This is a genomic window from Curtobacterium sp. 9128, assembly GCF_007673775.1.
Taxonomy (GTDB): domain Bacteria; phylum Actinomycetota; class Actinomycetes; order Actinomycetales; family Microbacteriaceae; genus Curtobacterium.
The window spans coordinates 99,021-111,248 of sequence record NZ_VEAF01000001.1 but is presented as its reverse complement, the minus strand read 5'-3'; the positions used below and the strand labels follow the sequence as shown (position 1 = coordinate 111,248).

General features: G+C 71.1%; 12 protein-coding genes. 11 read left to right on the top strand and 1 reads right to left on the bottom strand.

Features of this window, described 5'->3' with window-relative positions:
* Positions 1-45: 45 nt before the first annotated feature.
* The 8 genes from rpsD (at position 46) to aroB (ending at position 8,661) form a co-directional block, all read left to right on the top strand.
* Positions 46-675: a 30S ribosomal protein S4 gene (gene rpsD, locus FS641_RS00475; RefSeq protein WP_144758352.1), complete on the top strand. Its 630-nt coding sequence runs from the start codon at positions 46-48 to the stop codon at positions 673-675.
* A gap of 118 nt (positions 676-793) precedes the next feature.
* On the top strand, positions 794-976 hold the full coding sequence (locus tag FS641_RS00470; protein ID WP_144758350.1) for a hypothetical protein: 183 nt from the start codon (positions 794-796) through the stop codon (positions 974-976).
* A gap of 54 nt (positions 977-1,030) precedes the next feature.
* Complete coding sequence (alaS, locus tag FS641_RS00465) at positions 1,031-3,688, top strand: alanine--tRNA ligase (protein ID WP_144758348.1); 2,658 nt, start codon at positions 1,031-1,033, stop codon at positions 3,686-3,688.
* Positions 3,689-3,696: 8 nt separating this feature from the next.
* The gene (gene ruvX / locus FS641_RS00460; RefSeq protein ID WP_186317554.1) at positions 3,697-4,143 is read left to right on the top strand and encodes a Holliday junction resolvase RuvX; all 447 of its coding nucleotides are present in this window, start codon (positions 3,697-3,699) and stop codon (positions 4,141-4,143) included.
* Positions 4,144-4,214: 71 nt separating this feature from the next.
* Positions 4,215-5,732 (top strand): endolytic transglycosylase MltG, encoded by a 1,518-nt coding sequence (mltG, locus tag FS641_RS00450; RefSeq protein WP_260855549.1) that lies wholly within the window; start codon positions 4,215-4,217, stop codon positions 5,730-5,732.
* 36 nt (positions 5,733-5,768) lie between these two features.
* A complete protein-coding gene (gene aroC / locus FS641_RS00445; protein ID WP_144758344.1) occupies positions 5,769-6,989 on the top strand; it encodes a chorismate synthase in 1,221 nt (406 codons plus the stop codon).
* Positions 6,986-7,567 (top strand): shikimate kinase, encoded by a 582-nt coding sequence (locus FS641_RS00440; RefSeq protein WP_260855547.1) that lies wholly within the window; start codon positions 6,986-6,988, stop codon positions 7,565-7,567. The genes aroC and FS641_RS00440 overlap by 4 nt, the downstream gene beginning before the upstream one ends.
* Entirely contained in the window at positions 7,564-8,661 is a 1,098-nt protein-coding gene (gene aroB, locus FS641_RS00435; protein ID WP_260855546.1) for a 3-dehydroquinate synthase, read from the top strand. Before FS641_RS00440 ends, aroB begins: the two co-directional genes overlap by 4 nt.
* A gap of 7 nt (positions 8,662-8,668) precedes the next feature.
* Here the strand turns inward: aroB and FS641_RS17880 are convergent, their stop codons facing one another.
* Positions 8,669-8,836 carry a hypothetical protein gene (locus FS641_RS17880; RefSeq protein WP_186317508.1) on the bottom strand — a complete coding sequence of 56 codons (168 nt, stop codon included), beginning with the start codon at positions 8,834-8,836 and terminating at the stop codon, positions 8,669-8,671.
* Positions 8,837-9,248: 412 nt separating this feature from the next.
* Here FS641_RS17880 and FS641_RS00430 point away from each other — a divergent pair, with 412 nt between their 5' ends.
* From FS641_RS00430 to nusB, 3 genes are all read left to right on the top strand, one after another.
* The gene (locus FS641_RS00430) at positions 9,249-10,940 is read left to right on the top strand and encodes an AarF/ABC1/UbiB kinase family protein (RefSeq protein ID WP_144758340.1); all 1,692 of its coding nucleotides are present in this window, start codon (positions 9,249-9,251) and stop codon (positions 10,938-10,940) included.
* 244 nt (positions 10,941-11,184) lie between these two features.
* A complete protein-coding gene (gene efp, locus FS641_RS00425) occupies positions 11,185-11,748 on the top strand; it encodes an elongation factor P (protein WP_144758338.1) in 564 nt (187 codons plus the stop codon).
* The gene (gene nusB, locus FS641_RS00420; protein WP_144758336.1) at positions 11,745-12,197 is read left to right on the top strand and encodes a transcription antitermination factor NusB; all 453 of its coding nucleotides are present in this window, start codon (positions 11,745-11,747) and stop codon (positions 12,195-12,197) included. The genes efp and nusB overlap by 4 nt, the downstream gene beginning before the upstream one ends.
* The last annotated feature ends 31 nt before the right edge of the window (positions 12,198-12,228 follow it).

The window sequence follows — 12,228 nt, the reverse complement described above, 5'->3', positions numbered from 1 at the left end:
GTGCCGGGACCCGTGTCCACCAGTTCGTACAGAGAAAAGGACCCTGTGTCTACCAAGTCACGTACCCGTAGCAAGACCCGCCTGTCCCGTGCGCTCGGCATCCCGCTGACGCCGAAGGCGGCCCGGTACCTCGAGAAGCGCCCGTACGGCCCCGGCGAGCACGGTCGTACCCGTCGTCGCGCCGACAGCGACTACGCCGTCCGCCTCCGTGAGAAGCAGCGTCTGCGCGCCCAGTACGGCATCCGCGAGAAGCAGCTCCGCATCGTCTTCGAAGAGGCCCGCAGGACCAGCGGCCTGACCGGTGAGAACCTGGTCGAGCTGCTCGAGCAGCGCCTCGACGCCCTCGTGCTCCGTGCCGGCTTCGCCCGCACCACTGCGCAGGCTCGTCAGCTGATCGTGCACCGTCACATCCTCGTCGACGGCAAGCTCGTCGACCGCCCCTCCTTCCGCGTCAAGGAGGGCCAGCTGATCCACGTCAAGCAGCGCTCCGAGTCGCTCGAGCCCTTCCAGGTCGCCGCCGCCGGTGGTCACCAGGAAGTCCTCCCGAAGGTCCCGGGCTACCTCGAGGTCGAGATCGACAAGCTCCAGGCCCGCCTCGTGCGTCGCCCGAAGCGCGCCGAGGTCCCCGTGACCTGCGAGGTCCAGCTCGTCGTCGAGTACTACGCGGCTCGCTGATCCACCGCACCGCCTGAACGGCGGGTCGTCCACACCGGACGGCCCGCCGTTCTGCGTTCCCGGAGCGACGACTAAGCTGGTCGGACGTGCGCCTCGGCGCGCGAGAGAGGGAGGCACCGTGAAGCAGCTGTTCGCCGTCGCCGTCGGCGTCGTCATCGGGTTCCTCGTCGCCCACCGGGTGAGCAGGACCGCTCCGGGAGCCGCGTTCCTCGCCGAGGTCGACGCCAGGGCGAAGGCCTTCACGGGTGCCGTGGCCGACGGGTACCGCTCCCGCGAAGCCGAACTCCGCACCGACGACTGACCAGCCCAGCGCCGTCCCAGCGCCCGTCCCCACCGCCCCTCGTCAGGAAGCACCATGCAGACCGCAGAGATCCGCCGCCGTTGGCTCCAGTACTTCGGCGACCGTGGCCACACCGTCGTCCCGTCCGCCTCGCTCGTCTCGGACGACCCGTCGCTGCTGTTCACGGTGGCCGGCATGGTCCCGTTCATCCCGTACCTGACGGGTCTCGTCCCCGCACCGTACCCGCGGGCGACCAGCGTGCAGAAGTGCATCAGGACGAACGACATCGAAGAGGTCGGCAAGACGCCGCGGCACGGCACGTTCTTCCAGATGAACGGCAACTTCTCCTTCGGTGACTACTTCAAGGAGCAGGCGATCCAGTACGCCTGGGAGTTCCTGACCTCGGCAGAGGCGGACGGCGGCCTCGGCTTCTCGCCCGACGACCTGTGGGTGACGGTCTACGAGGACGACGACGAGGCGATCGCGTTCTGGAAGCAGCACTCGACGCTGCCGGACGAGCGCATCCAGCGACTCGGCAAGGACACCAACTACTGGTCCACCGGGCAGCCCGGTCCCGCCGGCCCCTGCTCCGAGATCTTCTTCGACCGGGGTCCGGCGTACGGCATCGACGGCGGTCCGGCGACGGACGACGACCGCTACGTCGAGATCTGGAACCTCGTGTTCATGCAGTACCAGATCGCCGACGTGCGGTCGAAGTACGATTTCGAGATCACCGGTGAGCTGCCGAACAAGAACATCGACACCGGCATGGGCCTCGAGCGCGTCGCGTTCATCAAGCAGGGCGTCGACAACATGTACGAGATCGACCAGGTGCGCCCGGTCCTCGACAAGGCGGCGGAGATCTCCGGACGGCCCTACGGCGCGGTGCACGAGGACGACGTCCGGATGCGCGTCATCGCCGACCACGTGCGTTCCTCGCTCATGCTCATGGCGGACGGTGTGTCGCCGTCGAACGAGGGCCGCGGGTACATCCTGCGTCGACTCCTGCGTCGCACCGTCCGCGCGATGCGTCTGCTCGGCGTCGAGGGCGCGACCTTCCCCGACCTCTTCCCGGCGTCCCGTGACGCGATGCGCGACGCCTACCCGGAGGTCGCGAGCGACTACGACCGCATCGCCCGGATCGCCTACGCCGAAGAGGAGACCTTCCTCCGCACGCTCGCGCAGGGGACCACGATCCTCGACGTCGCGGTCGAGCGTGCCAAGCAGGACGACCAGCCCGCGATCGGCGGCGACACCGCGTTCCTGCTGCACGACACCTTCGGCTTCCCGATCGACCTGACGATGGAGATGGCCGAGGAAGCCGGCGTGCAGGTCGACCGCACCGCGTTCGAGACGCTGATGTCCGAGCAGCGCGCGCGTGCGAAGGCGGACGCCAAGAGCAAGAGGACCGCGCTCGCGGACCTCAGCGTCTACAGCGCGTTCCGTGCAGCGGGCGAGACGACCTTCCTGGGCTACGACGCACTCGAGACCGAGTCCCGCGTGCTCGGCATCATCGTCGACGGTCGGAGTGTCGACCGTGCGGTCGTCGGCGACATCGCCGAGGTCGTGCTCAGCGAGACGACGCTCTACGCCGAGTCCGGTGGTCAGGACGCCGACCAGGGCTCGATCGTCGGCAACGGCTTCGACCTCGAGGTCCTCGACGTCCAGCGTCCCGTGTCCGGCCTCTGGAGCCACCGGGTCCAGGTCCGTTCCGGCGAGGTCGGTGTCGGCGACGCCGCGACGACCGTCGTCGACGCCGAGTACCGCCGTGGGGCGACCCAGGCGCACTCGGCGACCCACCTGGTGAACGCGGCGCTCCGCGACGTCCTCGGGCCGGAGGCGCTCCAGGCCGGTTCCTACAACAAGTCCGGGTACATGCGCCTCGACTTCTCGTGGAGCCAGCCGGTCTCGCTCGAGACCCGTTCCGAGATCGAAGAGGTGGTCAACACCGCGATCCGCTCCGACCTCGAGGTGTCCACCCGGATCATGCCCCTCGACGAGGCGAAGGCCCTCGGCGCCCAGGCGCTCTTCGGCGAGAAGTACGGCGCCGAGGTCCGGATGGTCGACATCGGCGGCCCCTGGTCGCGCGAGCTCTGCGGTGGCACCCACGTCGCGTCGAGCGCGCAGGTCGGTCTCGTGAACCTCGTCGGTGAGGCCAGCGTCGGTTCGACGAACCGTCGCGTCGAGGCGCTCGTCGGCCTCGAGGGCTTCCGCGACCTGGCGACGGAGCGCACCATCGTGTCGCAGCTCTCCAGCGCGCTCAAGGCCCCGCGCGCCGACCTGCCGACGCGCGTGCAGACGCTGATGGAGGACCTCCGGGTCGCGCAGAAGCGGATCGCGGAGTTCGAGTCGGCCGGCCTCCAGCAGCGTGTCCCGACGATCGTCCGCCAGGCCTCGACGGTCGGAGCGCACACGGTCGTCGCGGAGACGATCGAGAACGTCGGCTCGGCGGACGACCTGCGCTCGCTCGCGACCGGCGTCCGTGCCCAGCTCGGCGACGGCGCGGCGGTCGTGGTCCTCGGCGCGGTCATCGGCGGCAAGCCCGTCGTGATCGTCGCGACGAACGACGCGGCGCGGTCCGCCGGTGTGCAGGCAGGTCCGCTCGCCAAGGAGGCCGCCGGCGTCCTCGGGGGCGGCGGCGGCGGCAAGCCCGACCTCGCCCAGGGCGGCGGGACGGACGCGGCGGCACTGCCGGCGGCGCTCCGTGCCGTGACCGCCCGGCTCGCGGCCTGACCGTGGGCATCCGATCCGGGCGCCGGCTCGGCGTCGACGTGGGCCGCGCCCGGATCGGCGTCGCCGTCTGCGACCGCGACGGACTCCTCGCCACCCCGGTGGAGACCGTCGCGCGGGACGACAAGCGCGACGTCCCGCGCATCCTGGCGATCGCCGAGGAGTACGACGTCCTGGAGATCGTCGTCGGCCTCCCGCTCTCGATGTCCGGGGGTGACACCCCGTCGACGGCGGACGCCCGCGCCTTCGCAGCGCGGATCGCGGAACACCGGCCGGTGCGCCTCGTCGACGAGCGGCTGTCCACCGTCACCGCCCAGCGGGGCATGCAGCAGGCCGGACGGAACACCAAGAAGTCGCGGGCCGTGATCGACCAAGCGGCCGCTGTTATCATTCTGCAACATGCGCTCGACCACGAGCGCGCGTCCGGTGCCCCACCAGGGGCCACGCTCCCCGAGTAGGGCTGCCCTCCCGTCGTCGACACCGCCGGCGGAGCCCCGCGGAGTTCCCCCGACCGAGAGACCGAGGACCGTTGGCAGACGACCTGGACTGGAACGCGATCATCGCGCCCGGCAACGACGCCGCACGACGGGCCACGCCCGCCGACGAGGCCACCGATGGACGCGACGACGTCCGTTCCGCTGACGGCGACGCCGCGCAGCCGCGCTCCCGACGGGAGGCCCGCGCCCGAGCGGCCGGTGCGGCCCGGGCACCTCGGGCTGCCGAGGACGACCCGGCCGAGCGCCCGGTCTCGCCGGCCGACGCGCCGGTCGCCCGGGACGCCGACGAGGTGCACCCCGAGGTGCGCGCGCTGCTCGACGACGCAGCCCCGACTGCCGGCGCCGGCACGGCAGCGGCGGCTGGTGGCCAGGACGGCGCCGCCGGCGACGGCGGACCCGGCAGCGGTGGTGGTGCTGCGGGAGGTGGCGGACGCGGATCGGGCGGACGACGCGGACGAGCCTCCAGGCCGCCCCGCGAACCGCACCACCGGACCCGCGGCGGCCTGATCGCCGGGATCGTGATCGTCGCCCTCGTGCTGGCCGCCGGGATCGGTGCCTACGCCTTCGCAGCGCCGAAGATCCAGCAGGTGGTCGGTGCCCTGACGGCGCCGAAGGAGTCCGACGACTACACCGGCAGCGGGACCACCAAGGTGACCATCACCATCAAGCAGGGCGACATCGGCGAGGACGTCGCGAAGACGCTGCAGCGCAGCGGTGTCGTGAAGACGTCGACGGCCTTCTACAAGCTGCTGCTGGCGTCGAACGACGTGCAGTTCCAGCCGGGCTCGTACGCGCTCAAGAAGCACATGAGCGCGAAGGCCGCGCTCGCGGCGCTGCAGGACAAGGACAACAAGGTCACCGCGTCGATCATCATCCCGGAGGGCACGGCCCTGAAGGACATCGAGGCCGGCATGGTCTCGAAGGCCGGGCTGAGCGACGCCGAGGTGTCCGCGGCGGCGAAGGACGTCGGCGCGTACGGCCTGCCGAGCGGTGTCACCTCGCTCGAGGGGTGGCTCTTCCCCGCCACGTACCCGATCAACCCGGGGTGGACGGCGAAGCAGTACTTCCAGTCCATGGTCGACACGATGAAGCAGCACCTCGCCGCTGCGGGGGTCGCCGAGGCCGACCAGGAGCACGTGATCGTGTTCGCGTCCCTCGTGCAGCGTGAGGCCGGTCTGGCCGCCGACTACCCGAAGGTCGCGCGGGTGTTCCAGAACCGGCTCGACCAGGGCATGAAGCTGCAGTCCGACGCCACGGTGGCGTACGGCACCGGCAACACGCACCGCGTGACCACCACGGACGCCGAGCGGAACGACGCCTCCAACCCCTACAACACGTACCAGCACACCGGGCTGCCGCCGGGGCCGATCTCGAACCCCGGGGACATCGCCATCCAGGCCGTCCTGCACCCGACGCTGGGGAACTGGCTGTACTTCGTCACGGTCAACCTGGAGACGGGGGAGACGGTGTTCTCGGACACGTACGCCGAGCACCAGCAGGCCGTGGCGCAGTTCCAGGCGTGGCTCCGGGCGAACCCCTCGTACCAGTAGCGATCGCGGTCGTCGGGCTGTGGGAGGATGGTGGTCATGCTTCGTTGGTTGACCGCTGGTGAGTCCCACGGACCCGAACTGATCGCGATGCTCGAGGGCCTGCCCGCCGGCGTCCCGGTGTCGTTCGAGTCCATCCGTACCGACCTCGCACGGCGCAAGCTCGGCTACGGCCGTGGCTCGCGCATGAAGTTCGAGCAGGACGAACTCCACGTCTCCGGCGGTGTCCGACACGGGTACTCCCTCGGCAGCCCGATCGCGATCCGCATCGGCAACACCGAGTGGCCGAAGTGGGTCGAGGTGATGAACCCGGAGCCGGTCGAGCAGACCGAGCTCTCCCGCGGGCGCAGCGCTCCGCTGACCCGTCCGCGCCCCGGGCACGCCGACCTGGTCGGCATGCAGAAGTACGGCTTCGACGAGGCCCGTCCGATCCTCGAGCGCGCGTCGGCACGTGAGACCGCTGCCCGGGTGGCGCTCGGCGCCGTGGCGAAGTCGTTCCTCGCCGAGCTCGGCATCCGGTCCGTCGCCCACACGCTGCAGGTCGGCACGGTGCGCGTCCCGGACGGCACCGCGCTGCCCCAGCCGGACGACGTCGACCGCCTCGACGAGGACCAGCTGCGGTGCTTCGACGCCGAGACCTCGGCGCGCATGGTGACCGAGGTCGAGGCCGCGAAGAAGGACGGCGACACGCTCGGCGGCGTCGTCGAGGTGCTCTTCTACGGCGTCCCGCCGGGGCTCGGCTCGCACGTGCAGTGGGACCGTCGTCTCGACGCTCGACTCGCCGCGGCGATCATGGGCATCCAGGCGATCAAGGGCGTCGAGGTCGGCGACGGCTTCCAGACCGCCGCCCGCCGTGGATCCGAGGCGCACGACGAGCTGTACCGCGAGGACGGCGAGATCATCCGGACGAGCGACCACGCCGGCGGGACCGAGGGCGGGATGTCCACCGGGACCGTGCTGCGTGTCCGTGCCGGCATGAAGCCCATCGCGACGGTCCCGCACGCGCTGCACACGATCGACGTCACCACGGGCGAGGACGCATCCGCGCACCACCAGCGCTCGGACGTCTGCGCCGTGCCGGCCGCCGGTGTCGTGGCCGAGGCGATGGTCGCGCTCGTCCTCGCCGACGCGGTGCTCGAGAAGTTCGGCGGCGACAACGTCGTGGAGACCAAGCGCAACCTCGAGTCGTACCTGGCGTCGATCCCGGAGACGCTGCGCTCCCGTCGGACCGAGCCGGCCGCGCCCTCGACCACCTGGTGAGCACGACCCTGCCGGGCGCGGACGAGCACCGGCCGGTGCCCGTCGTGGTGATCGGCCCGATGGGCGCGGGCAAGTCGACTGTGGGCAAGCGCGTCGCGAAACAGCTCGGCGTGCCGTTCACGGACACCGACCGCGCGATCGTGCGCGAGCACGGTCCGATCCCGGCGATCTTCGCCGACCGCGGCGAGTCGGCATTCCGCGCGCTCGAGGCCGAGGCCGTGCGCGCGGCGATGGCGACCGGTGGCGTGGTCGCCGTCGGCGGCGGCGCCGTGACCCACGCCGACACCCGAGCGGCGATGGCCGGTGCCCGCGTGGTGCTGCTGACCGTTTCCCCGGAGGCCGTGGCTGAGCGGATCGCCGGGTCGGATCGGCCGTTGCTCGCGTCCGGCGGCATCGACGCCTGGCAGACCATCATGGACGAGCGCGCCGCGACGTACGCCGAGCTGGCGCACATCGTCGTGGACACCTCCCGTCGACCGATGTCCCACGTCGTCGACGACGTCGTGGCATGGGTGCGCGACGGACAGGGACCGGGGTCCGCGCCGCGGTCCGCGAACGGCAACGAAGGAGCACCGTGACCGAGTCGATCCTCCCCGAGGGCACCACCGAGATCCGTGTCGGCGGCGACGACGGCTACGTCGTGGCGGTCGGCAACGGGCTGCTCGGGTCGGTCCCGGCGCTGCTCGGCCCCCGCGTGGCGAAGGTGCTCATCGTGCACGCGCCGACACTCGGAGCCCGCGCCGAGGAGCTCCGCGTACAGCTCGTCGACGCCGGCCTCGAGGCACTCATCGCCGAGGTGCCCGACGCCGAGGCCGCGAAGCGCATCGAGGTCGCCGCGTTCTGCTGGCAGGTCATGGGGCAGTCGGACTTCACCCGCACCGACGCGGTGATCGGCCTCGGCGGGGGAGCCGTCACGGACCTCGCCGGCTTCGTCGCGGCGACCTGGCTCCGCGGTGTGCCGTACGTCGCGATCCCGACGAGCGTGCTCGGCATGGTCGACGCGAGCGTGGGCGGCAAGACGGGCATCAACACGAACGAGGGCAAGAACCTCGTCGGCGCGTTCTTCGCCCCCCGGGCCGTCGTCGTGGACATCGACCTCGTGCGGACCCTGCCCCGCAACGACGTGCTGACCGGTTTCGCCGAGATCGTCAAGGCCGGGTTCATCGCCGTGCCCGAGATCCTCGACGTGATCGAGGCCGACGTCGACCGTGCCACGGACCCCACCACGCCGGAGTTCCGGCGGGTGGTCGAACTCGCGATCGAGCTCAAGGCGCAGGTCGTGTCGGACGACTTCACCGAGCAGGGCCGACGGGAGATCCTCAACTACGGGCACACCCTCGGTCACGCGATCGAGCACGCCGAGCGCTACCAGTGGCGCCACGGTGCCGCGGTGTCCGTCGGCATGGTGTTCGCCGCGGAACTCGCGCGCCTGACCGGGCACCTCGACGACGCCACGGTCGACCGACACCGGGCGATCCTCGAGTCGCTGTCGCTGCCCACCACGTACCCACTCGGCCGCTGGCAGTCGCTGCTCGCGACGATGCGCCGGGACAAGAAGGCGCGCGCGGGCATGCTGCGGTTCATCGTGCTCGACGGTGTCGGGAAGCCGGTGACGCTCGAGGGGCCGGAGGACCACCTGCTGTTCACCGCCTACCAGGAGGTCGGGGTCTAGCGCAGCATCACCGCAACACGTGGAGCGTCCGTCGCCACCACCACTTCACGCGCATCGAGACGGTGATGATGTTGGTGCGGTGGAACTCGGCCCACTCTTCGGGCGTCGCGCCGTTGACGAAGGCACGGCGATCGGACGGGTCCGCCGGGACCTCGAGCGGCTTCCGGTTCAGCATGGTGGTTCTCCTTCGGTTCTCGATGCTGTCGAACGTGCGCGCTCGAGGAGCTCGGCCGCGAGTGCACGATCGTCCGCGGGAGCCCACCGTAGGTCGCGCATGCTCGCGAGTACACGTTCCGAGATGTCGTGTTCGAGATCCCCGGACGTCGTGATGATCCAGACGAGCCTGGTCCACGCATGAGTGCGGTCGCTCGACCGACGGGCGCGACCGGCGGCGGTCCAGGCCATGAGCGCGGCGAAGACGGCTGCGGCGGCCGCGATCATCGCGGCGATCAGTGGGGTGTCCATGTGACGAGCGTGCCGGGGCGATCGCTGTCCCGAGACGGACGGTCACTGACCTGTGGACGGAAGAGCACTGCCTCCAGGCTGGTGGAGGAGGAGCGTCCAGGACACAGGAGCATGCTGATCGGGTGCCCACCCCTCCCCGCCTGAGCGACCTCGGCGGCACGCGGCCGGCCGACGCCGGCACCCTCCGCAGCCGTGCCCGCCGCTTCACCGAGCTGCTGTCCATCGCCCGACGGCACGGCCTGCTGCCCTTCCGGCGCCTCGACTTCACGCACGACCCCGCGACGTCGGACCTGCGTCGGAGCCAGGCCGACCACCTGCGCCGGGCGCTCGAGGAGGCGGGCGGTGGCTTCGTCAAGATGGGACAGCTGCTCTCCACGCGGGACGACCTGCTCCCCGAGGAGTGGACGGAGGGCCTCGCGCACCTCCAGCGGAGCGTCACGCCGGCCGACCCGGCAGCGGTCGCGGAGCTGCTCGCGGCCGAGCTGCACGCCCCCGTCGCCGAGGTGTTCCCGTCCTTCGACCCGACACCGGTCGCCGCGGCCTCGATCGCCCAGGTCCACCGTGCGCGTCTGCCCGACGGCACCGCGGTCGCCGTCAAGGTGCAGCGACCCGGCATCGACGACGCCGTCCGTCGCGACGTCGACATCGCACTCCGGGTCGTGCGGTTCCTGGCGCGCACCTCGGTGGAGGCACGGCAGGTCGGCGTCGCCGACGTCGCGCAGCAGTACGCCGACGACCTCCTCCGCCAGGTGGACTTCCGGACGGAGCTGCGGAACCTGGAGACCCTCAGCGCGGCGCAGCAGCGGAGCGCGCGGCCGGACGAGGTCCGGTTCCCGGCCGCCCACCCCGAGCTGTCCGGGCAGCGGGTGCTCGTGATGGAGTTCCTGGAGGGCGACACGCTGAGCGCCGTCCGTGCCTCCCGAGCCGACCGGGACCTCGACGAGCCCATGCGGGCGATCCTGCGGGCGTTCCTCCGGCAGGTCGTCTTCGACGGCATCTACCACGGCGACCTGCACCCGGGGAACGTCCTGCTCCTGCCGGACGGGCGTCCGGCACTGATCGACTTCGGCTCGGTCGGGCGGCTCGACCCGACGCTCCGCGAGACCGTGCAGGAACTCGTGGCGGCCTACATCCAGAACGACACCTCGCGCATCGCGGACGCCGTGCTGCGGATGGCACCCGTCCGTCGGGCCGAGGACGAACCCGACTTCCGCCGGGACATCGCCCGGTTCGTCGCGGACGAACTCGGTCCCGGTGCCCGGATCGGCGTGGAGACCGTCGACGACGCCGTCGAGGTGTTCGGGCGCTACCGCCTGAAGCCGCCGCCGGACTTCATCGCCGCCGCCCGTGCCCTCGCGATCTTCGAGGGGACCCTGCGCACGCTGCTGCCCTCGTTCGACCTGCTCGACGAGTCGCGGAACCTGGCGCGCGAGCAGATCCGCGACCAGCTCCGCCCGAGCGTGCTGCGGGACGTGGCCGCCCGGGAGCTGTTCGGACTCGTGTCCACGATCCGGCGCCTGCCGCGCCGGGTCGACCGGATCAGCGAGGCGATCGAGCAGAACAAGCTGTCCGTGAACATCCGCCTGCTCGCCGACCAACGCGACCGTCGGACCGTCTCCGGGATGATCCGCCGGATCCTCCTCGTCCTGCTCGGCTCCGGCGCCGGCATCCTGGCGATCGTGTACCTCACCGCGCCGGCCCGTCCCACGGCGGTCCTCAGCACCGGGGCCGCCGGCGGACTGCTCGGCGGTGCCGCGGTGGTGCTGCTCGTCTGGGCAGCAGTCGACGCCTGGCGGGCCAGACGGCACGAGTGACCGGGTCGGCTACACTCGTGGCGGGCCGGATGCCGCGTCGCCCGTGACCGGGTGCCGAGGCACCCGACGGACACGAGTCCGACCGGGCACGGGTCCGACCGGGCACGAGTCCGGCAACGGGTTCGAGTCCGGACACGGGCGCGAGTCCGACCGGGCACGGGTCCGGTCAGGGCGCAGCCGCCCACAGCGGGCGCACCGCCCTGCGACACTTCACTCATCAACACGAACGGGACATCGAAGACTCATGGCCAGTACCACTGACATCAAGAACGGCGCCGTTCTCATCATCGACGGGCAGCTCTGGTCGGTCGTCGAGTTCCAGCACGTCAAGCCCGGCAAGGGTGGTGCGTTCGTCCGCACCAAGCTGAAGAACGTCGTCTCCGGCAAGGTCGTCGACCGCACGTTCAACGCCGGCGCGAAGATCGAGACGGCGACCGTCGACCGTCGCGACTACCAGTTCCTCTACGAGGACGGCGACTCCTACGTGTTCATGGACACCGACACCTACGACCAGATCCCGGTCCCCGCGACGGTCGTCGGCGACGCGAAGAACTTCCTCCTCGAGTCCGCGATGGTCACCATCGCGATGAACGAGGGCAACCCGCTGTACATCGAGCTCCCGACGTCGATCGTCACCGAGATCGAGACCGAGCCCGGCCTGCAGGGCGACCGTTCCTCCGGCGGCACCAAGCCCGCGACGATCAAGGCCACGGGCTACCAGATCCAGGTGCCGCTCTACCTCGAGACCGACACCAAGGTGAAGATCGACACGCGCGACGGCAACTACCTCGGCCGCGTCAACGAATGAGCGCTCGTTCCAAGGCCCGCAAGCGCGCCCTCGACATGCTCTACGTGGCCGAGGTGCGTGACCTCCCGATCGCCGACGTCCTGGCGACCGAGACGGTCCGACACCTCGACCAGCCCGAGCGTGCGTCGAGCTGGGACTACGCCCGGCAGGTCGTCACCGGGGTGGACGAGGCCCGCGCGGAGATCGACGCGGTGATCGTCGACCACGCCCAGGGCTGGTCCATCGCCCGGATGCCGGTGCTCGACCGCTGCATCCTGCGGATGGGCGTCTGGGAGATCCGGTTCAACGCCGACGTCCCGGACGGCGTCGCCATCGCCGAGGCCGTCGAACTCGCCCAGTCGCTCTCCACCGAGGAGTCGGCGGGATTCGTCAACGGCGTCCTCGGCGCCGTCGCCGGAGGCCGCGAACCGTCCGGTCGGTCGGTCGCAGGAGACCAGGAGTCCCGGTAGGGTTGACCACGTCAGCATCCTTTAAATGCCG